Raw genomic sequence first — 22,299 nt, forward strand, 5'->3', positions numbered from 1 at the left:
CCGAAGGGTTACAGGCGGGCGACGCCGAACGAGTTGGATTTGAGGGGGCGTACTTCGGCTTCTGCGCAGATATCCAGCAGGAAGCCGAGCAGCTTGCGCGTGTCACGTGGGTCGATCAGGCCGTCGTCCCACAGGCTGGCGGTGCCGTACAGCGCGGTGGATTGGCTGTCGAGCTTCTGCGCGGTGGCCATTTCCAGCATGTCGAGCATCTTCGGGTCGGCTTCTTTGCCTTCCTTGCGGTGCTTGTCCTCGGTGACAATGCGCAGCACCTTGCCGGCCTGCGCGCCGCCCATGACAGCGGTCTTGCTGTTAGGCCAGGCAAAGATGAAGCGCGGGTCGAGGCCACGACCGCACATGGCGTAGTTGCCGGCGCCGTAGGAACCACCGACGACGATGGTCAGCTTTGGCACCGTGCAGTTGGCCACCGCCTGGATCAGCTTGGAGCCGTGCTTGATCACGCCGTTCTGCTCGGACTCGGTACCGACCATGAAGCCGGTGGTGTTGTGGAAGAACAGGATCGGCGTGTTGCTCTGCTCGCACAGCTGGATAAATTGCGCCGCTTTCGCAGCCCCTCTCGGGGTGATCGGCCCGTTGTTGCCGATAAAGCCGCAGGGCTGGCCCTCGATGGCCAGGTGGCCGCAAACGGTCTGGCTGTCGAACTCGTTCTTGAAGTCGAGGAACTGCGAGCCGTCGGCGATGCGGGCGATGATCTCGCGCACGTCGTAGGGCTTCTTGGCGTCGGACGGGACGATGCCGAGCAGCTCTTCGGCCGGGTACAGCGGCTCGTTCCAGGTGCGTTTTTCACGAGCGGGCAATTGTGCATTCCACGGCAACAGGCCGGTGATCTCGCGGGCGATGCGCACGCCATCGGCGTCGTTCTCGGCCAGGTACTCGGCAGTGCCGGCGACCTGGGCGTGCATCTCGGCGCCACCCAGTTCCTCGTCGGTGGCCACTTCACCGGTGGCGGCTTTCAGCAGCGGCGGGCCGGCGAGAAACATCTTGGCCTTGCCGCGCACCACCACCACGTAATCGGACAGGCCCGGCTGGTACGCGCCGCCAGCGGTGCTAGAACCGTGCACCACGGTGATCTGCGGAAGACCCATGGCCGACATGCGCGCCTGGTTGGCGAAGCCACGGGCGCCCTCGACGAAGATGTCGGCGGCGTAGTTGAGGTTGGCGCCGCCGCTCTCGGCCAGGGTGATCACCGGCAGTTTGTTCTCGAAGGCAATCTGCTGCAGGCGCAGGGACTTCTTCAGCCCGCTGGGCGAGATGGTGCCGCCCTTGATCGCGCTGTTGTTGGCGATCACCAGGCAGCGCACGCCAGCCACGTAGCCGATGCCGGCGATGATGCCGCCGCCGGCCTGGGTGCCGTCCTTGTCGTCGTGCAGCTTGTAACCGGCCAGCGAGGCCAGTTCGAGGAACGGCGCGCCGGAATCGAGCAGCAGGTTGATGCGCTCGCGCGGCAGCAACTGGCCACGCTTGATGAACTTGGGCTTGGCCTCGGCGGCCTTGTCGAGGACCTTCTGTTCGACGTCGCGGAAGCTGGCGATGGTCGCCAGCATGGCCTCGCGGTTTTGCGCGAAGCTGTCGCCGTGGACGTCGAGTTCGGATTGGATCACCGGCATCGCATCACTCTCCCTGGTCTTTCAGTACATCGGGCACGTAAGCACGATGGAAGCCGTTGTAGGACTCACGGCTCGAAGCCTTGCCCAGCGTCCAGGCACGGGTGCCCTGGCTGGCGGCGCCGTCGATGCGAATGGTGTTGCCGCTGATGAAGTTGGCGCCGGGGGAGAGCAGGAAGACGATGGCCGCTGCCACTTCCGACTCGGTGCCGATGCGCTGCAGCGGCACGTGGTCCTTGAGGTTGCGGATCATGTTCTTCATCGATTCGGGGTAGGTGTCCATGCCGCTGGAGGCGATCCAGCCCGGCGCCACGGCGTTCACTCGCACGCCGGCGTGCCCCCACTCGTAGGCGGCGGTCTTGGTGAAGTTTTCCATGCCGGCGCGGGCGGCACCGGAGTGGCCCATACCGGGCATACCGCCCCACATGTCGGCGAGCATGTTGACGATGCTGCCGCCGGTCTTGCTCATGCTCTGGCTGAACACTTCACGGGCAATCAGGAAGCCGCCGACCAGGTTGGTGCGCACCACCGTTTCGAAGCCTTTCTGGTTGATCGACACCAGCGGCGCGGGGAACTGGCCGCCGGCGTTGTTGACCAGGTGATGGATCGGCCCGCGCTCGGCGACCACCGCCTTGACCATCGTCTTGACCGCTTCTTCCTCGCGGATGTCGCACACGGCAAAGCTGGCGCTGCCACCGTCCTCGGCGATTTCGCCGGTGGTCTTTTCCAGCTTCTCCAGCTTGCGTCCGACCAGCACTACATGGGCGCCGAGGTGGGCTAGCTCGTGGGCCACGCAGCGGCCGATGCCGCTGCCGCCACCGGTGACCAGGATGGTCTGGCCGCTGAACAGGCCGGGTTTGAAGACTGAGTCGTAGCTCATTGTTGTTGTCCTTCGGCTCTATCTGTTCGATGGTCCCCACGCTCTGCGTGGGAACCGCTCCGGGGGCGCTCTGCGTCCCATGTGATCAACACTCCGTCATTCCCGCGAAGGCGGGAATCCAGGGGCGGGCGCATCACCGAGCCGGCCCGCTGGGTCCCCGCCTTCGCGAGGACGACGGGATGGTTAGCCATTCAGTTGGTCCGCTAGGACCTTGGGCACCGGCACCGGGAACTCCAGCAACTGCTGGGCGAAGGCCTTGCCTTGCGGGTCGATGCGCAGGCTGGCCACGCCGCCGCCGCCCAGGGCGTTTTCCAGCAGGAAATTGAGGCTGTGGCTGGCCGGCAGGTGCCAGCGGCTGACCTTGCCCGTCTGGGCGTCCAGCGTATGGCTGAACCATTCGGCCACAGCGGCTTCGCTCAGCGCAGCGGCGATCCACGCCAGGTACTCGGGCTTTCTGGCCATCACACCAATATTGCTGTGGTTGCCTTTGTCACCGGAGCGCGCCACGGCCAGCTTGATCAGCGGCACGCTGGTATCCGCTTCACCCTCGGGTTGCGGCGGCTCGGCGGCGATGGCCAGTTGCTGCGGATCGAAGGCATCCAGCTGCGGCAGGGCGACCGGCTGGCGCTGGTCGCCGAGGCTGACCTCCAGGCTGCAGTTGCCTTTGTCGGCGAGGAAGGAGAACAGGCGGATCACCGGGTAAACGGTCGGCCGACCGCCGACGATACCGGTCAGCCCCGGCGCCATGCCGGTGGCGGCCTGGGCGATCTCGCGGGAGAACAGGATCAGCGCCTCCTTCTTGGCGTGGCGCACGGCCAGCTTGATCACCACTTCGCGGGTGTCCTGGCGTTGGCCGCGCGGGCCGTAGGTGGCTTCGGCGCCGAGCAGTTCGATATGCACCTCGCGGTAGGGGCCCCAGCCGCGTTCGGCGAAGATTTCCTCGGTCTTGGTGATGATCGCCTGGCTGACCCGTTCAGCCTTGGCCACAGCGTCGATGCCGGCGATCAGGCAACTGGCGGTGCAGCGGAAGCCTTCCGGGTAGGTGGCGCTGACCTTGTACTGGTCGGTCGGCGGCAGGCCCCTGGCGCCCTGCACATGGACTTGATCCTGGCCGGCCTGGCTCAGGCTGACCTGGGTGAAGTCGCAGATCACGTCGGGCAGGTAGTAGGCGCGCGGGTCGCCGATTTCGTAGAGCATCTGCTCGCCGACGGTGAAGGGCGTGACCAGGCCGCCGCTGCCGGCAGGCTTGGCGACGATGAAGCTTGAGTCGGCGCTGACTTCCACCACCGGGAAGCCGATGTGCTCGTAGTCCGGCACGTCGCGCCAGTCGGTGAAGTTGCCGCCGGTGCACTGTGCGCCACATTCGATGATGTGCCCGGCCAGCGCGGCCTGGGCCAGCTTGTCGTAGTCGTTCCAGCTCCAGCCGAACTCATGCACCAGGGCGGCGCTGACTACTGCGCTGTCGACCACGCGGCCGGTGATAACGATGTCGGCGCCGAGCTTCAGTGCTTCGACGATGCCCGGCGCGCCGAGGTAGGCGTTGACCGATACGCACATCGGCGGCAGCGGCGCGCCACTGAACATCTCCGTGGTGCCGGCCTTGGCCAGTTCGCCGAGTTTGGGTTGCAGGTTGTCGCCATGCAGCACGGCGATCTTCAGGTCGACCCCGGCCTTGGCGCAGGCAGCGGCCAGGGCGTTGGCGCAGGCCTGCGGGTTGACCCCGCCGGCGTTGCTGATGACGCGGATGTTCTTCGCGGCGATGTCCTGCAGCAGCGGGGCAAGCACCTCGACGAAATCGGTGGCGAAGCCTTCGTCCGGCTTCTTCATGCGCGCGCCGGCCATGATCGACATGGTGATCTCGGCCAGGTAGTCGAATACCAGGTAATCCAACTCGGTTCCACGGACAAGCTGGGCGGCGGCTGTGGAGGTGTCGCCCCAGAACGCGGAGGCGCAGCCGATGCGGATGGTCTTGCTCATTATGGTTATTCCATCAACGCCAGAAGGTGGAGAGACATTACCAAGCAAGCGCTTGGTTTTAAAGTCCCGGACGCAACTTTTTAGCCAAGCGCTTGCTTGGGTGGCCGGCGCCCCGTAAATTTCGCCCATTGGTTTCCAGGGCACGCAGGTTCTGGCGTGCCGCCCCCTTTTCCGTTGCGGAGAAAACGAGCTTGGACGATCACAAGGCCCGTGCAGTGATGCAAAAGCTGGTCAGCGAGGGCCAGGTCACTGACCCGGACAGCCCGCGCGGCAAGCTGCTGCAGACTGCCGCCCACCTGTTCCGCAGCAAGGGCTACGAGCGCACCACGGTGCGCGATTTGGCCGGCGCTGTGGGCATCCAGTCCGGCAGCATCTTTCACCACTTCAAGAGCAAGGACGAAATCCTGCGCTCGGTGATGGAAGAAACCGTGCGCTACAACACCGCGCTGATGCATGCCGCGCTGGCCGATGCGGCCAACCTGCGCGAGCGGGTGCTGGCGCTGATCCGCTGCGAGCTGCAGTCGATCATGGGTGGCACTGGCGAGGCCATGGCCGTGCTGGTCTACGAATGGCGCTCGCTGTCCGAGGAAGGCCGTGCGCACATCCTCGCGCTGCGCGACACCTACGAGCAGATCTGGCTGGACGTGCTCGGCGAGGCGCGTGCTGCGGGCTACGTCAAAGGCGATCCGTTCATCCTGCGGCGCTTCCTCACCGGGGCGCTGAGCTGGAGCACCACCTGGTTTCGCCAGGACGGCAAGATGAGCCTCGATGAGCTGGCCGAGCAGGCGCTGACGCTAGTGATCAAGGAAGGTTGATTGGATTAGAACCTGGCCAGGATCTCCTGGCCGTCGGCCATACTGCGTTAAAAACAGGCTCGGCCTGCTCATTTACAGCTCGTAAACTCCGCGTCCTCGTCTGTTTTTTTCTCGTCTGGCTCTAGTCCAAAAGATCGTGAACAGGTTCGTAGGCTAGGCTGCAAACGTGGCTGTTTGGTCAGGAGTGGTTGCGGGGGCTGGTCCATCCTCTTGCCAGGCGAGGTGATGGAGTAGCGGCCCTGACAGGGATGTGTCGCAGCAACGGCTGTCGTGCCCTGTTTCCTAGCCTGTCCGAGGTGCTCGTGCTGCGCGTGCTTATTAACTGCTGCCTGCTGCTTCTAGGGCTGTGCGTCGTGCCGCTGGTGTCGGCGACGCAGGCGGTGCGGGTTGGTGCCTATCATTTCCCGCCCTACGTCCTGAAACCGGAAAGCGCCACACCCACAGGCCTGCTGCCGGATCTGCTGGCCGAGTTGAATCAGGCCCAGCAGGACTACCATTTCGACCTGGTGCCAACCTCGGTGACGCGGCGTTACCGCGACCTTATCCAGGAACGCTACGACCTGATTCTCTTCGAATCGCCGGACTGGGGCTGGAAGGGCATCCACCTTGAGCAGTACGACCTGCAGGTGGCCGACGCCGAAGTCTATGTCGCGCGCTCGGCGCCAGGGCGTACCCAGGCGTACTTCGACAGTCTGCGCGGCAAGCGCATGGCCCTGTACGCTGGCTATCACTACGGTTTTGCCGGGTTCAATGCCGACCAGACGTTTCTCTCGAGCCGCTTCAACGCGGTGCTCACCTATTCCCACGAGAGCAACCTGCTGATGCTGCTGCATGATCGCGCCGACCTCAGCGTGATCCCGCGTTCCTACCTGCGCATCTATCAGCAGCAACATCCCACTGAGCAACGTCAACTGCTGGTATCGCAGCGCATCGATCAGGTGTATCACCACCATGCCTTGCTGCGCCCGTCCGGGCCGATCAATGCCCAGCAGCTGAGCGCGCTGTTTGCCGGGCTCAAGAGCCGCGGCGCACTGCAGGCCTTGCTGCAACGCTACTTCCTGGAGTTGTCGCAGCAGGGCGAACAGGAGCGCGCGGACCCTATGCAGCTGTAGCGAGCTGAGCTAGGCTCGGCACAGTTGATAAGTTGTCTATGAGGTCAATATGCAGCGCATTGGACAGGGTTGTCTGGGCGTACTGCTGCTGGTGCTGAGCCTCGGCACCAGCGTGCCGGTCGTGGCGGCGCAGCGGGTGCTGATTGCTGCCGTGCAATTCCCCCCTTATGTGGTCAAGCCGGAGCAGGGCAAGCAGCGCGGCCTGTTGGCCGAGCTGGTCGACTCGCTCAACCGGATTCAGGGCGACTACCAGTTCGACTTGCGGCCTACCTCGCTGAATCGTCGCTTCGATGACTTCCAGAACGGTCGTTTCGACATCGCCATCTTCGAGAACCCCGATTGGAACTGGCAGGGCATTGCCGGTACGCGCATCGATATGGGCCTGGAGGACAGCGAAGTGTTCATCGCCCGTGCCCAGCCGGGGCGCACGCAAGGCTATTTCGACAACCTGCAGGACAAGCACCTGGCGCTGCTCAACGGCTACCACTACGGTTTCGCCGGCTTCAACAATGACCCCGAATGGCTGGCGCGCAACTTCAAGGCGCAAATTACCTATTCCAACGAAAGCACCCTCAACCTGGTTCTACGCGGGCGGGCCGATGCAGCACCGATCACCCGTTCCTGGCTGGGCGCATACCTGCGCGAGCATCCGCAGGTGGAGACGCAATTGCTGATCTCTACCTGGGTTGACCAGGTCTACCGGCATTACGCGATCCTGCGTCCGCAGGCCCCCATCAGCGCCGAGCGCTTTCGCCAGTTGCTCCAGGAGCTGCGCGACGATGGCGAGCTGACGCGGATCTTCACGCCTTACGCGATCACGGTCACGCCACGCGTAGCGGGTAGCTCAGCAGCAAAACATGCAGCAGATTGACCGCGCCGTGCAGGAGCAGCGCCGGCCATAAGCGCCCGCTCAGGTGGAACGCCAGGCCGTAACCCAGGCCCGCCAGCGCCGCGACCAGGGCGAACAGCGGGCTGAACGGCAGATGCGCGGCGCCGAACAACGCGGCGGTCAGCAGCACGCCCGGCCAGGCGCCTAGGCGGCGCACCAGCACGGGTTGCAGCCAGGCGCGAAACAGCAACTCCTCGGCCAGTACGGCCACGCCCAGGTTCAGGCCCAGCCATAGCCAGAGCTGTTCGGGCCATTTCACTTGCCAGCTCACCAGCCCCAGTGCCAAGGCCAGCAGGGGCACTAGCAGCAGGGTCAGCGCTATCACCGCCAGTAGCAGGCGTGGCTGGCGTGCCGGCTCCGGTGCGCGGCCCAGCCACCAGGCAAGCAAGGTCAGGCCGACCAGCAGCTTGTCCCACGACAGGCGTAGGGTCACCGGCATGGCATCCGCGCTGAATTGCTGCGCAGGGCCAAAGGCCGTGGCGCTGAAACCGGGCAATTGGTGGGCCGCCAGGGCAATGCTGCCGATCAGGCCGATTGACCACCACAGCCAGTGCGGCAGCGCTTCTTCAGCCAGCAGTATCCAGGCGATATAGACGCCGGCCAGGGCCAGGCCGAGCGGGGAGATAAAGCCGAACGCCACCCCCAGGCCTAGGGCCAGTACCGGGAGCAGCAGGCGCAGGTGCAGCGGGGCCATCGAACATCCTTGTCAGTTTTGCGGAGCGCAGGTTCCTAGCGGTTTTCCGCATCTTTGGCGTCTTGCTCCAGATTACGCTCGTGGATGCGTTTGAGCTGCTCCTCGCTCAGCGGCAGCTTCTGCGCACTGTCGCGCAACAGAAGCAGGCCGCCGACGATCGAACCGAGGGCCAGGGCGATGATCAGCCAGGCATACCAGGGCATGGTGTTCTCCTTGTGTGGGGTGCTTGCACCTTAGCACTGGCCTGCCAGGCCGGTGCACTCAAGCGGTAGACCCCCAGCGTCGTGCTGCGGTTCGCATCGCGATGCGCATCGCAGCCTGGCATGGCCGGCGGTTGAGCCCAGCGGCGCCCGCGTGTTACGGCTTGCGGGCCACCAGTACGGCGCGGGTGGGCGCCGGCAGGCCTTCGAGGGTGCGGGTGTGGTCGGCCGGGTCGAGGAAGTCGGGCAGCGACTGGAAACGCATCCAGTCGGTGGCGCGCTGTTCTTCGATGCTGGTGGTGGAGACATCCACGCACCGCACGTCGACGAAACCGGCGCGGCGCAGCCACAGCTCCAGCGCCGGTACCGACGGCAGGAACCATACGTTGCGCATCATCGCGTAGCGGTCTTCGGGCATCAGCACCTGCTGCGCATCGCCTTCTACCACCAGGGTTTCCAGCACCAGCTCGCCGCCCTTGAGCAGGCAGTCCTTGAGCTCCAGCAGGTGGTCGATGGGCGAGCGGCGGTGATACAGCACGCCCATGGAAAACACCGTGTCGAAGCCTTCCAGCTTGGCCGGCAGTTCTTCCAGGGCCAGCGGCAGGTGCCAGGCCGGCAGGTCGGGGAGGAAGTGCTTGAGGGCAAGGAACTGGTTGAGGAACAGCCAGTTGGGGTCGACGCCCACCACGCAGCCGGCGCCGGCGCCGAGCATGCGCCACAGGTAGTAGCCGTTGCCGCAGCCGACATCGAGGATGCGTTTGTTCTTCAGATCCAGGTGCGGAGCGACCCGTGACCATTTCCAGTCCGAGCGCCATTCGGTGTCGATGTGCACGCCGAACAGCTCGAACGGGCCTTTGCGCCAGGGAATCAGGCCCTGCAGCGCGGTTTTCAGCGCGGCGCGGGTGGCGTCGTCGCAGGCGCCGTCCAGCAGCAGGGCGTCGCGCAGGTCCTGCTTGCTCACGTCGAGGTTGGGTAGCGCCTGTACGGCGGCGAACCAGCGTTGCAGGTCGCCATGGCCGACCGCCATCTTGGCGTCGATCTGGGCTGGCAGGTCGGCAGCCCAGTCTTGCAGCGGGCTGCCGGCCAGGCGTTGTTGCAGGGTGTCGAGGTCGAGGTGGGCAATCATGGCAGGGCAATCAGCGAGGCGAAGTTGATGCATTGGAACCACGGCACGACCTTGCTGAAACCGGCGGCCAGCAGGCGTTCGCGGTGCTGTTCCAGGCTGTCGGGTTTCATCACGTTCTCGATGGCACTGCGTTTCTGGGCAATTTCCAGGTCGCTGTAGCCATTGGCGCGCTTGAAGGCGACGTGCAGGTCACCGAGCAGCTCGTGCTCGATGTGGTCTTCGAAGCGAATCTTTTCCGAGAGGATCAGCGCGCCACCCGGCAACAGGGCCTGGCGGATGTGCTGGAGCAGGGCCGGGCGCTGCTCCGGGGCAATGAACTGCAGGGTGAAGTTCAGGGCCACCAGCGAGGTCGGCTGGAATTCCAGGGCCAGGATGTCGCCCTCCATCACCTCGACCGGTAGCAGTTCCTGGAACATCGAATCCTGGGCATGCAGGTATTCGCGGCAGCGCTCGACCATGGCGTGGGAGTTGTCGATGGCGATCACCCGGCAACCTTCGGCTTTTACGTGTCGGCGCAGGGCCTGGGTCACTGCGCCGAGGGAGCTGCCGAGGTCATACAGCACCGAGTTGGGCTGGGCGAACTGCGCAGCGAGCACGCCGAGGTTCTCGACGATGGTCGGGTAGCCCGGCACCGAGCGCTTGATCATGTCCGGGAAGACCTTGACCACGTCTTCGTTGAAGGCGAAGTCCGGCACCTGTTCGAGGGGCTGGGAGAAGAGGCGGTCGGGTGTCTGTTTCACGGTGGCGTCGTCGGGGCGGAAAGGCCGGCATTCTAGCGAAGTGAGCGGCGCGGCCCAAATCCCCTCACTTCAACTGGTCGGAAAAGAACTCGCCGGCGCCCTGCAGCGGGCCTAGCGGGTTGCGCTTGACCTCGTTGCGGCGGATGTTCGGTTCACCGTTGCTGACCTTGTGCACCAGGGTGTCGTCGACCAGCACGAACACCGCACGGAACGCCCAGCCCTTCAGTTCGCGCTGTTTGCGAAAGTTCATCACGTCGGCCCAGAAGCTGCCGGTGCGCTGGGTGTCGGTCTTGTTGAACTCGAAGGCATAGCCGATGCAGCGGTCCTTGGCCTCCAGGCATTGCACCAGGCCGTCGGGCAGGTAGCTGATGGGGATGTTGGCCTGGACGAACATCAGGCGGATGTCGATGAACGAGAGCATCTTGCCGTTGCCCTGGGTCAGCGGGTCGAAGCCCAGGGCGAACAGTTCGGAGCGGCTGGTCTTGCCGGGCTGGGCCTGGGAGTAGCGGATTTCCGCATCGAGGTAGTCGTTGAAGGGCGATTGCGCCTCGGCCTGCTCGCTGGGCAGCAGGCTGCCACAACCGCACAACAGACTTGCCGTGATCACTGCAATCGACCACATGATGCCCTTCATCGTCTTCTCCTGTGAGGTCCGCTTTCTCTCTATAGACGATTTATCGCGAGCATGCCGTTTCACCGGTGAGACAGTGGCTGTTGAGCGTCGGGCGGTGGTTGTTCCACGCAAAGTGCGATCCGGGTTTAAGCTGGTTGGAGAAGCGAGCCCATGCACCGAGTATTGCCATGAGAGCCTCAAAGCGCCTGAAGACCGGTTTCGTGCTGGTGATCGTCCTGCTTAGCGTGAACCTTCTCGCGCCGTTCTTTACGACCCGCGAAGTCGCACTGCTGCTGGGCGAGTACGAGGAGCAGGAGCGTTTGCACAGCAACCTGCAGCAACTGCTGTCGGCGCTCAAGGATGGCGAGACCGGGCAGCGCGGATTCATTATTACCGGGCGCGAGGACTTCCTTACCCCGCTGTACCAGGGCTACGGCGAGGTGGACAAGACGCTCAAGGTGCTCAAGCAGGACTTGCGCCACGATGCCGCGCTGAGTGCAGTGCTGCAGCGCCTGGAGCCGCGGATCGACGAGCAGCGCACGTACTTTTCCACGGTTATCCAGTTGCGCCGTGACCAGGGCTTGCAGGCCGCCAGCGATCTGATCAGCCAGGGCCACGGCAAACAATTGATGGACCATGTGCGCTCCCTGGCGGGCGAAGTGTTGGTGGTGCTGGAGCAGCGCATGCTGGTGCTCGAGCAGAAGTTGCGCGCCCATGAACGGCTGCGCATGGTGCTGCTGGTGTCGATGACGGTGGTCGACCTGATCATGATCGGCCTGCTGTTTTACTTCACCTTCCAGGCCCTGCACGAAGGGCGCCAGGTGCAGCGCAATCTGCAGGGCCTTAGCGACCAGCTTTCCAGCGGCATGCAGCGGGTCGAGCTGCGCAACCGCGAGATTTCCCTGCTCAATCGCCTCGGGCGCGCCATGCACCTGAGCAACCAGTTCGACGAGTGCTACCAGATCATCGATTGCTTTGCCGCGCAGCTGTTCCCGCTGAACAGTGGCTGCCTGTATCTCTATCACCCCTCGCGCGATGTGCTGGAACGGGTGCTGGGCTGGGGGGGTAACCAGGAAGAACACGAGATGTTCGAGCCGCAGGCGTGCTGGGCCATTCGTCGCGGGCAGAGCCACGAGGTCAAGGATGCCAGCAAGGACCTGCTGTGCCCGCACTTGCATGGCAGTGCACAGGCGCCGCAAGGCTATCTGTGCGTGCCGCTGATGGCGCAAGGCGAGCCGCTGGGGGTGCTGACCTTGCTGGGTCAGCCGATGGTCGATCAGGACCTGGCCGAGACGTTCGCCGAGCAAGTTGCGTTGGGAATTTCCAACCTCAGCTTGCGCGACAGCCTGCGTCAGCAGTCACTGGTGGATGCCCTGACCGGCCTGCACAACCGCCGCTTCCTCGACGAGACCCTGCGCCGCGAGCTGCTGCGCGCTTCACGCAAGCAGCTGCCGGTGGCGGTGGTGCTGCTGGATGTCGACCACTTCAAGCGCTTCAACGACACCTTCGGCCACGAGGCTGGCGACCTGGTGCTGCGCCACCTGGCCATCGAGATGAAGCGCAACGTGCGCACCAGCGACCTGGCCTGCCGCTACGGCGGGGAAGAGTTTGCCCTGGTGCTGCCGGAAATCAGCCGCGAAGACGCCATCGAGCGCTGCGAAACCCTGCGCCTATCGGTCACCCGCCTGCAGATTCGCTATGGCGGCCAGCCACTCGGGCCGGTGAGCATTTCCCTGGGGCTGGCCTGGTTCCCTGCTGACGGCGAGCAGGCGGATGTGTTGCTGCATGCCGCTGACACTGCGCTTTACCAGGCCAAGCATGCCGGGCGGAACCGCCTGTGCATCTATCGCAGCGAGGCGGGTGACGCGACGCTGGCATCCAGTTGAGGCGCGTGGCGCATGGCTGAGGCGGCGATGCCGAACTGGCCGAGCCAGTAGCTGAGCAGGATGGCCACACCGGCGCCCTCGAACGGCAGGACGAAGCGGTTGATGCCGATCAGGCTGTCCGAGAGCACGAACAGCAGCGCCCCGATCGCCGCCAGCCAGGCCGACTGCCGGGTAATCGCTGTGTCGCCAAGGCGCGCCAGTGCCCGCCACAGCATGCAGCCGATGGCCAGGCTGTAGAACGCCACGGGTACCAGCAAGCCGCCCAGGCCGGCACTGGCCAGCACGCTGAACATGCTGCCGCTGACGACGACCGCCAGCAGCAGGGCGCCAGGTGCCAGGCGCCGGCTGCTGCCGAGGTAGGCGACCAGGTAGGCGAGGTGGGCCAGCAGAAAGGCGCCGAGGCCGAAGGCGAACAGGTCGGCTGGCCACTCCAGCAGCAGGTCACCGAGCATCGACAGCGCCAGGCCACAGGCAATCCACAATCGATACGGCCCGGCCGGAGCCTGACGCAGCCACAACAGCAGCGCGACGATGGGCAGCGGCTTGCCCAGCAGGCACAGCCACTCGGGGCCGACAGCGCGGCCGATGATCATCAGAACAATGCCGGTAAGGGCAAGCAGGGGCAGCAGGATGCGCATGGGGTGGGCTCTCTTTTTGCGCCCATTATTCCCGTGCGGCGCGTGCCCGGCCGGACGATGCGCGCCAAGTCCAGTGGCCGATGGCGTCAGGCGCGGGGTTGGTTATTCCACCTCGATCTGGCAATCGATGGTCTTGGCGGGCGCCACGCCAGCTTCCCACGGGCGCTGGTACTGCATCAGCAGGCGTGCCTGGCCGGCCTGATAGGCCTGGTAGCGCCAGGTGGATTTCCCCGCGCTGCCCACCAGGCCAGCGTCTTCCGGGGTGGTGTAGACCTCCGGGCCAAGGCTGCGCAGCACCGCGGGTGCGGTATCAGCGACGACCCAGCGAAAGCCTGTGGTCGGGTTGCTTGGCAGGCTCACCACCAGGGTCTGGCCGTTGCGCAATTCCACCGGGCACTTGCCCAGCTGTTTCTCTTCCACGGTCACGCTGGTGGGGTGTTGGGCACAGGCAGCCAGCAGGGCGATGGCGCAGGGTAGCAGCAGGCGTTGGGCGTACTTCATGACAGGCTCCGGTCAATCGAAAACCCCTGCAGCATAGCGGTTGCCGAGTGGCAGGGGGGAGTTCGCGTCCGTAGGGGGAAGGCCCGCGTGGCTCAATCGCGGGTTTCACCCGCCCTACGTTCACGGGCACGGCAAATCCATCTGGCGTGCTCCCACGCGGAGCGTGGGAACGATCTGCGGGGTAACCACGTAGGGTGGATCACGCTTCACCGATCCACCGAGCGGAGTGATTGGTGGATGAACAGAGCGTCATCCACCCTACATCTGGCACTTAGCCGAACAGCACCTTGGCGACATCGGCGAAGCGCTTGGCGAAGTGCACGGTGAGGCCTTCCTTGAGGTAGTCCGGCAGCTCGGTGAAGTCGCCGCGGTTGGCTTCCGGCAGGATCAGCTCGTAAATCTTCTGCCGGCGCGCCGCGATGACTTTCTCGCGCACGCCGCCAATGGGCATCACCTGGCCGGTCAGCGACAGCTCGCCGGTCATCGCCACGCCTTTCTTCGGTGCCTGGTTGCGAGCGAGGGAGAGCAGGGCGCTGGCCATGGTCACGCCGGCGCTGGGGCCGTCCTTGGGCGTGGCGCCATCGGGTACGTGCAGGTGAACGAAGGCCTGGTCGAAGAAGGTGGGGTCGCCCTTGAAGGTTTTCAGGTGGGAGCTGATGTAGCTGTAGGCGATCTCCGCCGATTCCTTCATCACCTCGCCAAGCTGACCGGTGAGCTTGAAGCCGCGGTTCAGCGTGTGGATGCGCGTGGCCTCGATCGGCAGCGTGGCGCCGCCCATACTGGTCCAGGCCAGGCCGGTGATCACGCCGACACCGGAAAGCACCTGCTCGGTGCGGAAATGCGGCATGCCCAGGTAGCTCTCCAGGTCCTTGGGCGCGATCTTGATCTTCGCCTGCGGGTCCTCCAGCAGCTTGACCACCACCTTGCGCACCAGCTTGCCGAGTTGCTTCTCCAACTGGCGCACGCCGGCCTCGCGGGCGTAACCCTCGATCACCAACCGCAGGGCGGCATCGCTGATACTCAGGCGGTTCTTCGGCACGCCGGCTTTTTCCAGCTGCTTGGGCCACAGGTGGCGCTTGGCGATGGCCAGTTTTTCCTCGGTGATGTAGCCGGATAGGCGGATCACTTCCATGCGGTCGAGCAGCGGGCCGGGGATCGAATCCAGGGTGTTGGCGGTGCAGACGAACAGCACCTTGGACAGGTCCAGGCGCAGGTCCAGATAGTGGTCGAGGAATTCGACGTTCTGCTCCGGGTCGAGAGTTTCCAGCAGCGCCGAGGCCGGGTCGCCCTGGAAGCTGCTGCCCATCTTGTCGATCTCGTCGAGCATGATCACCGGGTTCATCACCTCGACTTCCTTCAGCGCCTGCACCAGCTTGCCGGGCATGGCGCCGATGTAGGTGCGCCGGTGGCCCTTGATCTCCGCCTCGTCGCGCATGCCGCCGACGCTGAAACGGTAGAACGGCCGGCCGAGGGATTCGGCGATGGACTTGCCGATGCTGGTCTTGCCCACGCCCGGCGGGCCGACCAGCAGCACGATGGAGCCAGCGATCTCGCCCTTGAAGGCGCCGACGGCGAGGAATTCGAGGATGCGGCTCTTCACGTCGTCGAGGCCGGCGTGCTGCGCGTCGAGCACCTGTCGCGCGTGCTTGAGGTCGAGCTTGTCGTCACCAAGGGTGCCCCACGGCACGCTGCTGGCCCAGTCCAGGTAATTGCGGGTGACGGCGTATTCCGGCGAGCCGGTTTCCAGGATCGACAGCTTGGTCAGTTCCTCGTCGATGCGCTTCTGTGCCTGCGGCGGCAGCGTGCGACCCTGCAGGCGCGCGCGAAACTCGTCGGCGTCGGCGCTGCGGTCGTCCTTGGTGATGCCCAGCTCCTGCTGGATGATCTTCAGCTGTTCCTTGAGGAAGAACTCGCGCTGGTGCTCGCCGATCTTGCGGTTGACCTCGGCCGACAGCTCGTTCTGCAGGCGGGCGACCTCGACCTCCTTGCGCAGCATGGGCAACACTTTCTCCATGCGCTTGAGGATTGGCACCGTATCCAGCACGTCCTGCAACTCACGCGGGCTGGCGGTGGTCAGCGCGGCGGCGAAGTCGGTCAGCGGCGAGGGCTGGTTGGGGCTGAAGCGGTTGAGGTAGTTCTTCAGCTCTTCGCTGTAAAGCGGGTTGAGCGGCAGCAGCTCCTTGATCGCGTTGATCAGCGCCATGCCGTAGGCCTTGACCTCGTCGCGGCTGTCATCGGCGTTCTGCGGGTATTCGACTTCGGCCAGGTAGGGCGGGCGATGGCGTTTCAGCCAGCCACGGATCTTCACCCGCTGCAGGCCCTGGGCGACGAATTGCAGTTTGCCGTCGACGCGGCTGGCCTGGTGGATCTTCACCAGGGTGCCGTGTGTCGGCAGGCTGTCAGTATCGAAGTGGCGCGGGTCGGTCACCGGCTGGTCGACGTAGAACAGCGCCATGCTGTGGTGCTCGGTGTTGCTCACCAGCTCCAGGGTTTCCGCCCAGTGTTCCTCGTTGACGATCACCGGCAGCACTTGGGCCGGGAAGAACGGGCGATTGTGGATCGGGATGACGTAAAGCTTGTCCGGCAACGATTGATGAGGAAGGGCCAGGCGGTTGGCCTGGGCCTCGATGAATTCTGCGGAATTGTCCTGCTCGCTCATGGCTGCCCTTGCTGGATGAACCGGTCGTGTTTTCTAGATGGGGCGGTGCTGGCGGCTTTTCAATACCGTTATGGCTCGGCGGCCAGCATCTGGGCGCAGCCTGGGGCCTGCAGGGTCCGGGCCACGGGCGCTGGGGGCAGAACCGGGCTGTGGGTTGCCGCCTGTCCGCGCACATTGCCGCGTAGTTGTCCGACTGGTTAAAGTGCCGCCTGCCTTCAGCCCGTAGCCGACCATGCTCAAAGCCCGCCTGATGCGCCTGGACAACCAGGCCCACGAACATGCCCACAATTACCACCAGTTGGTGATGTCGCTGGCTGGGCGTGCGGAATTCGAGGTCAACGGCAACGGCGGCGAGGTCTGTCGCATGCGCGCCTGCCTGGTGCCGGGCGATGCCGAACACCAGTTCGCTGGCGTGGGTGAAAACCGCATGCTGATCCTCGATCTGGATGAGCAGGACACCTCGGCCGAAGACCTGAGCCTGCTGGCCCAGCTGTTCGAAAGCCCGCGCTACCCGGCGCTGGATGCAGACTTCCAGAATCTGCTGAGCTACGCCGGTGCCGAGCTGGCCCGCTATGGCAGTGATCCACACCTGGCGCGTGCCTTGGGCGGTGTCTTGTTGCGGGCGCTGCACCTGCGTCTGTTCGGTGAGCAGGCGGCGAGATCGAGTGGCGCGCTGGATGTCGAGCGCCTGGACAACTACATCGGCGAACACCTGGCGCGGCGCATCACGGTGATCGAGTTGGCCCAGGTGGCCTGCCTCAGTCCCAGCCATTTCCATGCGCAGTTCAAGGACAGCATGGGCCTGACGCCGCACCAGTACCTGCTCAAGACCCGCCTCGACCGCGCCGCGCGCCTGCTGCGCGAAAGCCCGCTGCCGCTGGTGCGGATTGCCGAGGAGTGCGGTTTCTCCAGCCAGAGCGCGCTGACCACGGCGATGCGCCGCTACCTGGGGCTGACGCCTCGGCGTTTGCGCAACGCTGACTAAGGTTCTGATCGCCAGCAAGCTGGCTCCTACAGGGCGCGGAGCGGGCGTAGGGCGGATCGATCAAGCGTGATCCACCCTACGTAGAGCGCTCAGTCGCCAGTCGCCACCGGGCGCGCCGGGTCGGTGATCCATTCGCTCCACGAGCCGGCATATAGCGGCGCCAGCGGATAGCCGGACAGGCTCAGGGCGAACAGGTTGTGGCAGGCGGTGACGCCGGAACCGCAATAGGCCACCAGCGACTCCACAGGTTTGTTTCCACGCAGGGCGTCGAAGCGCTGACGCAGCTGTGCAGCCGGCAGAAAGCGCCCGTCGCTGTCGAGGTTGTCGGTGAACACCGCGCACTGCGCGCCGGGGATGTGCCCGGCAACCGGATCGAGCGGTTCTACGTCGCCACGAAAGCGCGGCAGGGCGCGGGCATCGAGCAGGGTCAGGTCCGTGCTGCCCAGGCGTGCCTGCAACTGCGCCGCATCCAGCAGCAGGTTGGCATCCGCCTGGCCGGCGAAGTTGCCGGGGGCAACAGTCGGTTGGCTGTCGTTCAGCGGCAGGCCGGCATCCTTCCAGGCCTTGAGGCCGCCATCGAGCAGGTACACGCCTTCGCGTTTGCCCAGCCAGGCCAGCAGCCACCAGGCGCGCGCGGCGAAAGCGCCGGGACCATCGTCGTACAGCACCACGGTGGAGTCCTGGTTGATGCCCCAGCTGCGCAGCTTGTCCAGCAATTCGTCTACCGCCGGCAGCGGATGGCGGCCGGTCACGCCCTTGTGTATCGGGCCGGACAGGTCGTGCTCCAGGTCGGCGAACTGGGCGCCGGGAATATGCGCTTCGGCGTAGCTGCGTGAGCCATAGGTTGGCGCATCGAGGGCGAAGCGACAGTCGAGCAGCACCAGACCGGGCGCGTTGAGGCGGGCGTGCAGTGCGTCGGCGCTGAGTAATTGGGCGAAGGGCATGGGAACTCCTGTGTCGACTAACAGACTACGGACATCATAAGGACAGCCGCGCAGTTCGTCGCGCGGCACTAACCAGAAGCGCCCCCGGCCTGGCCGAAGCGGGCGCCATGTGAGGAAGTAACCATGCTGAGCCTGCAGCCTGCCATTGAAAGCGCCAACCTGGCCCGCCGTGTCGGCGTGATCCTCGGATCCGCCCTGGTCACCCTGTTCTTCTGCCTCCTGATCCTTGCGCGCGCCGCGTGTGGGCGCTTGCGCCGGGCCGATATCGACCGCTATACGCGGCGCTGGTCGGCCCTGTTGCTGCGCCTGGTGCGCATGCGCCTGAGTGTGCATGGCGCGTTGCCAGACTTCACTGACGGGCGCCGTTACATCCTGCTCAGCAGCCACGCCAGCCATTACGACATCCCGGCCAGCTTCGCCATGCTGCCGGGCTCGATTCGCATGTTGGGCAAGAAGGAGCTGTTCACTATCCCGCTGTTCGGCTCGACGCTGCGCGCGGCGGAGTTTCCCTCGGTGGACCGGCGCAACCCGCAACAGGCGCGCAAGGACCTGGAGTGCGCGCAGCGCATGATGGAAAGCGGCATCGTGCTGTGGGCCGCGCCGGAAGGCACGCGCTCGCGGGACGGCCAATTGCTGCCGTTCAAGAAGGGCTGCTTCCACCTGGCCCTGGATACCAATGCGCTGATCGTGCCGATTGCCTTTCGCGGCATCCACGAGGTACTGCCGGCGCGTACCTGGCGCTTCAACCTGGGCTTGCCCGTGCAACTGCATGTGGGCGAGCCCATCGACGCCAGCCGTTACAGCGTGGAGCAGTTGCCTGAGCTGATGGGCGAGACCCGTGCCCGCATGCAGGGGCTGCTGGGTGAGCAGCCGCGTGTCGCGCCTGCTCGTGGTCGCATGCAGGCCCAGGCGGTTTGATCGTCGATTTGCTGTAGGAGCCAGCTTGCTGGCGATCAGCGAGCTGCCAGGGGATCGCCAGCAAGCTAGCTCCTACAAAGCCCGTGACCCACAAAAAAGCCCGCCAATTGGCGGGCTTTTTCATTACACAGCGGTTCAGCGGATCTTCAGCTTGCCGATCCGGTCGTTGTCCAGACTGCCGAAGTACAGGAAGTCGCCCACCGGCTTGGCCGAGGTGACCATGCGCAGGTGCGTGCCGCTGGCGTCATGCAGGCTCTGCACGATCTGGCCCTGCTCGTTGAGGGCGATGGCAAAACCATAGTCCTTCGGCTTCGGCCACATCGAGCGCGGCAGCTTGGCCATCTGCGCCTTGAGCCACGGCTGGTTTTGCAGGAAGTCGGCGTCGGCCTTGCGCGGGGTGGGCAGGGCCACCCAGAAGGTGCCGGCGCGATCACCCTGGATGTTGTCCGGCATGCCCGGCAGGTTGTCGATAAAGATGTCGTGGCTGCCGGCCTTGTCACCTTTCAGCCAGTAGCGGGTGATGCGGTAGCGGTAGGTCTCGTTGACCAGCACGAAGTCCTCGTGCTGCGACAGCGCCACGCCGTTGGCGAAGTACAGGTCCTTGAGTAGCGTCTCGGTCTTGCCGGTGGCCGGGTCATAGCGCAGCAGACGGCCGTAAGGGCGGCCTTCGAGCAGGTCGAGCAGGTAGTCCGGCTGGTTGAACTTGCTGGAGGCGTCGCTGAAGTAGATGCGCCCGTCGCTGGCGATATCCACGTCGTCGGTGAAGGCGAACGGCACGCCATCGGCCTCGGTGGCGAGCACCTCGATCTGCCCTTGCGGGTTGATGCGCAGCAGGCCCTTGTAGGCGTCGGCGACGATCAGGTTGCCCTGGGCGTCGAAGTCCATGCCCAGTGGGCGGCCACCGGTGGCGGCGAGGGTATCGATCTTGCCGTCGACGCCGATGCGCACGATGCGCCCGTCATGCAGGCCGGCGTAGACATTGCCCTGGGCATCCACGGCGCTGTCTTCCGGCCCGTGAATCTGGCCCTGGCCGAGCAGTTCGGCCTTCATCAGGGTGTCGTTGGGCTCCAGTACGCCGGTCAGCAGTGGCGCGGGCGGGGCTTGCCAGGCCAGCGGGTCGATGGGGCTTGGGGTGAGGGCGAGGAAGCCGGCGGCGCCAGCAATCACGATGGCCAGCAGGCCGAGAAGTTTCTTCATCTTGTTGTTCTTCCCTGTTGGAGGTGGGCGGCAGTGTAGCGTTTCACAGCGCCGATAGCGCTGCCCCAAGCTGCTGGAATAGGTGGTCATAAACCAGGCGTACGCGGGCCGCTACGGGGCCACGTTGTGGGCGGTAGATAAACAACTCGAAGGGCTCCGGGGCGGCATCACCGAGCACCGCCTGCAGCCTGCCGCTGGCCAGGTGTTCGGTCACCAGGTAATCGGGCAACTGGGCGACGCACAGACCGGCGAGGGCGGCGGCGCATTCGCTTTCCTGGTCATCGGTGGTGAAGGCAGGCTGGCCGGGCACGAACTGTTGCTGATCGGCGAAATACCAGGGCCAGATGCGCCCGGTGTTGTGGTCGACCAGGGCGGACAGCGGCAGGTCCTGCAGCGCTTGCACGTTGTCCGGCATGCCGTGTTGTTGCAGCAGGGCAGGCGCGGCCACCACCTGCAGGCGGATCGGCGCGATAACCCGGGCGATGTAGCTACGGTCGCGGACGAAGCCGATGCGCACGCCGATGTCGATGCGCTCGTCGACGCTGTCGGCGATCAGCTCGCTGAGGCGCAGATCCAGCTTGATCTGCGGGTACTCGCGCAGCAGCGGTGCCAGCAGCGGCACCAGAACATTGCGCCCGAGCGAGTGCGGTGCGGTGATACGCACGCTGCCGGCCAGGTCCTGGCGCTGTTCCCGGCTGTGGCGCTGGAACAGCTGCTCGACGCTGCCCAGGGCCGGGCGGGCTTCTGCCGCGAGCTGTTCGCCAAACGCGGTGATGCGTACCTGTCGCGTGCTGCGGTGGAACAACGGCTCGCCGAACTGTGCTTCCAGCTCCTGCACGGCGCGGGTCACGGCCTGGGGTGAAATACCCAGGCGATTGGCCGCTTCGCGAAAGCTGGCGGATTCGGCGGCGCAGCAGAAGATGCGTAGTAGCTCGGTGCGATGGAGCATTGCGACTCCTTTGTTCCTGTTTATGGAATTCATAAATCCTATCTATTCCATTCATTTCACTAAAGCCCTTTTCCATACTGCGCCCCACGCAGAACATCTCTGCCATTGCCAACGTGATTCGGGAGCAGACCATGAGCAACAACATCAGCGACAAAGTTGTAGTGATCACCGGTGCCAGCAGCGGCCTGGGCGAAAGTACCGCACGCCATCTGGCCGCCCTGGGCGCCAGGGTGGTGCTGGCCGCCCGGCGCACCGAGCGTCTGGAGGCCATCGCCGCAGAAATTCGCGCTGCTGGCGGTGATGCGCTGGCGGTGACCACCGATGTCAGCGTGCAGGCGCAGGTGCAGGCCCTGGCCGATGCCGCCATCGCCCACTACGGCCGCATCGACGTGATGGTCAACAACTCGGGGTTCATGGCCATCGCGCCGATGGCGCAGGCGCGCATCGATGAGTGGGACCGGATGATCGACATCAACATCAAGGGCGTGCTCTACGGCATTGCCGCCGTGTTGCCGCAGATGCAGAAGCAGGGCAGCGGGCAGATCATCAATATCGCCTCGGTGGCCGGGATCAAGGTGTTCTCGCCGGGCGGTACGGTGTACAGCGGCACCAAGTTCGCCGTGCGGGCGATCAGCGAAGGGCTACGCCACGAAGTGGGCGGCAGCATCCGGGTCACCCTCATTTCCCCCGGTGCGGTGGATTCCGAACTCAAGCACGGCAGCTCGGACGAGGCCTCGTCGCACAACGTCAACGAGTTCTACAAACAGGCTATACCGGCCAGCTCGGTGGCCCGCGCCATCGCCTATGCCATCGAGCAGCCGGCGGATGTGGACATCAGTGAAGTGGTGCTGCGTCCCACCGTGCAGGAGTTCTGAGGGCGCCGGTGCCGGTCCGGGCGGGTGAGCGATCGTGCCTGAGTGGCCGCTCAAACGCCCGGCCTGCGCGCTGGGCATA

21 protein-coding genes are annotated in these 22,299 nt (G+C 65.0%); 7 read left to right on the top strand and 14 right to left on the bottom strand.

Translation table 11 applies throughout. The features are described 5' to 3' along the window. Window positions 1–8: 8 nt before the first annotated feature. The 3 genes from atuC to H3H51_RS08635 form a co-directional block, all read right to left on the bottom strand. On the bottom strand, window positions 9–1,625 hold the full coding sequence (atuC, locus tag H3H51_RS08625) for a geranyl-CoA carboxylase subunit beta (protein ID WP_183088629.1): 1,617 nt from the start codon (window positions 1,623–1,625) through the stop codon (window positions 9–11). 4 nt (window positions 1,626–1,629) lie between these two features. Continuing rightward, a complete protein-coding gene (locus H3H51_RS08630) occupies window positions 1,630–2,502 on the bottom strand; it encodes an SDR family oxidoreductase (RefSeq protein WP_183088630.1) in 873 nt (290 codons plus the stop codon). Window positions 2,503–2,685: 183 nt separating this feature from the next. Continuing rightward, window positions 2,686–4,479 carry an acyclic terpene utilization AtuA family protein gene (locus tag H3H51_RS08635; protein ID WP_183088631.1) on the bottom strand — a complete coding sequence of 598 codons (1,794 nt, stop codon included), beginning with the start codon at window positions 4,477–4,479 and terminating at the stop codon, window positions 2,686–2,688. Between the two features lie 191 nt (window positions 4,480–4,670). Here H3H51_RS08635 and H3H51_RS08640 point away from each other — a divergent pair, with 191 nt between their 5' ends. The 3 genes from H3H51_RS08640 (at window position 4,671) to H3H51_RS08650 (ending at window position 7,277) form a co-directional block, all read left to right on the top strand. Further along, window positions 4,671–5,294 (top strand): TetR/AcrR family transcriptional regulator, encoded by a 624-nt coding sequence (locus H3H51_RS08640; RefSeq protein ID WP_183088632.1) that lies wholly within the window; start codon window positions 4,671–4,673, stop codon window positions 5,292–5,294. Between the two features lie 311 nt (window positions 5,295–5,605). Further along, window positions 5,606–6,406: a substrate-binding periplasmic protein gene (locus H3H51_RS08645; RefSeq protein ID WP_328803639.1), complete on the top strand. Its 801-nt coding sequence runs from the start codon at window positions 5,606–5,608 to the stop codon at window positions 6,404–6,406. Between the two features lie 49 nt (window positions 6,407–6,455). Beyond that, a complete protein-coding gene (locus H3H51_RS08650) occupies window positions 6,456–7,277 on the top strand; it encodes a substrate-binding periplasmic protein (RefSeq protein WP_183088633.1) in 822 nt (273 codons plus the stop codon). Here the strand turns inward: H3H51_RS08650 and H3H51_RS08655 are convergent. From H3H51_RS08655 to H3H51_RS08675, 5 genes are all read right to left on the bottom strand, one after another. Continuing rightward, complete coding sequence (locus H3H51_RS08655) at window positions 7,228–7,989, bottom strand: CPBP family intramembrane glutamic endopeptidase (protein WP_183088634.1); 762 nt, start codon at window positions 7,987–7,989, stop codon at window positions 7,228–7,230. The two genes, H3H51_RS08650 and H3H51_RS08655, sit on opposite strands and share 50 nt — an antisense overlap. Before the next feature lie 35 nt (window positions 7,990–8,024). Beyond that, window positions 8,025–8,192, bottom strand: coding sequence for a DUF2897 family protein (locus tag H3H51_RS08660; protein WP_183088635.1), 168 nt, complete (start codon window positions 8,190–8,192; stop codon window positions 8,025–8,027). Between the two features lie 154 nt (window positions 8,193–8,346). Then, window positions 8,347–9,315 (bottom strand): tRNA 5-methoxyuridine(34)/uridine 5-oxyacetic acid(34) synthase CmoB, encoded by a 969-nt coding sequence (cmoB, locus tag H3H51_RS08665; protein WP_183088636.1) that lies wholly within the window; start codon window positions 9,313–9,315, stop codon window positions 8,347–8,349. After that, window positions 9,312–10,055, bottom strand: a complete 744-nt coding sequence (gene cmoA, locus H3H51_RS08670) for a carboxy-S-adenosyl-L-methionine synthase CmoA (RefSeq protein WP_183088637.1) — start codon at window positions 10,053–10,055, stop codon at window positions 9,312–9,314. Before cmoA ends, cmoB begins: the two co-directional genes overlap by 4 nt. Before the next feature lie 64 nt (window positions 10,056–10,119). Next, window positions 10,120–10,689 (bottom strand): hypothetical protein, encoded by a 570-nt coding sequence (locus H3H51_RS08675; protein ID WP_183088638.1) that lies wholly within the window; start codon window positions 10,687–10,689, stop codon window positions 10,120–10,122. Between the two features lie 167 nt (window positions 10,690–10,856). On the opposite strand from H3H51_RS08675, the gene H3H51_RS08680 reads away from it, so the two are divergent. Next, entirely contained in the window at window positions 10,857–12,554 is a 1,698-nt protein-coding gene (locus H3H51_RS08680; RefSeq protein WP_183088639.1) for a diguanylate cyclase, read from the top strand. On the opposite strand, the gene H3H51_RS08685 is transcribed toward H3H51_RS08680, so the two are convergent. The 3 genes from H3H51_RS08685 to lon form a co-directional block, all read right to left on the bottom strand. Further along, the gene (locus tag H3H51_RS08685) at window positions 12,512–13,192 is read right to left on the bottom strand and encodes a lysoplasmalogenase (protein WP_183088640.1); all 681 of its coding nucleotides are present in this window, start codon (window positions 13,190–13,192) and stop codon (window positions 12,512–12,514) included. The two genes, H3H51_RS08680 and H3H51_RS08685, sit on opposite strands and share 43 nt — an antisense overlap. A 102-nt stretch (window positions 13,193–13,294) precedes the next feature. Next, window positions 13,295–13,693, bottom strand: a complete 399-nt coding sequence (locus H3H51_RS08690; RefSeq protein ID WP_183088641.1) for a protease inhibitor I42 family protein — start codon at window positions 13,691–13,693, stop codon at window positions 13,295–13,297. A gap of 271 nt (window positions 13,694–13,964) precedes the next feature. Beyond that, the gene (gene lon / locus H3H51_RS08695) at window positions 13,965–16,352 is read right to left on the bottom strand and encodes an endopeptidase La (protein ID WP_183088642.1); all 2,388 of its coding nucleotides are present in this window, start codon (window positions 16,350–16,352) and stop codon (window positions 13,965–13,967) included. A 232-nt stretch (window positions 16,353–16,584) separates the two neighbouring features. On the opposite strand from lon, the gene H3H51_RS08700 reads away from it, so the two are divergent. Then, window positions 16,585–17,337, top strand: coding sequence for an AraC family transcriptional regulator (locus H3H51_RS08700; RefSeq protein ID WP_183088643.1), 753 nt, complete (start codon window positions 16,585–16,587; stop codon window positions 17,335–17,337). 89 nt (window positions 17,338–17,426) lie between these two features. On the opposite strand, the gene H3H51_RS08705 is transcribed toward H3H51_RS08700, so the two are convergent. Continuing rightward, window positions 17,427–18,281 carry a sulfurtransferase gene (locus H3H51_RS08705; protein WP_183088644.1) on the bottom strand — a complete coding sequence of 285 codons (855 nt, stop codon included), beginning with the start codon at window positions 18,279–18,281 and terminating at the stop codon, window positions 17,427–17,429. Between the two features lie 123 nt (window positions 18,282–18,404). Here H3H51_RS08705 and H3H51_RS08710 point away from each other — a divergent pair, with 123 nt between their 5' ends. Then, entirely contained in the window at window positions 18,405–19,199 is a 795-nt protein-coding gene (locus tag H3H51_RS08710; RefSeq protein ID WP_183088645.1) for a lysophospholipid acyltransferase family protein, read from the top strand. Between the two features lie 135 nt (window positions 19,200–19,334). Here the strand turns inward: H3H51_RS08710 and H3H51_RS08715 are convergent, their stop codons facing one another. Beyond that, window positions 19,335–20,396, bottom strand: coding sequence for an SMP-30/gluconolactonase/LRE family protein (locus H3H51_RS08715; protein WP_183088646.1), 1,062 nt, complete (start codon window positions 20,394–20,396; stop codon window positions 19,335–19,337). Window positions 20,397–20,439: 43 nt separating this feature from the next. Further along, complete coding sequence (locus H3H51_RS08720) at window positions 20,440–21,345, bottom strand: LysR family transcriptional regulator (RefSeq protein WP_183088647.1); 906 nt, start codon at window positions 21,343–21,345, stop codon at window positions 20,440–20,442. Between the two features lie 131 nt (window positions 21,346–21,476). Between H3H51_RS08720 and H3H51_RS08725 the strand changes: the two genes are divergently transcribed. Beyond that, window positions 21,477–22,220: an SDR family oxidoreductase gene (locus H3H51_RS08725; RefSeq protein WP_183088648.1), complete on the top strand. Its 744-nt coding sequence runs from the start codon at window positions 21,477–21,479 to the stop codon at window positions 22,218–22,220. Window positions 22,221–22,299: the final 79 nt, after the last annotated feature.

Origin of the sequence: Aquipseudomonas ullengensis (assembly GCF_014174475.1) — a bacterium.
Lineage (GTDB): Bacteria > Pseudomonadota > Gammaproteobacteria > Pseudomonadales > Pseudomonadaceae > Aquipseudomonas > Aquipseudomonas ullengensis.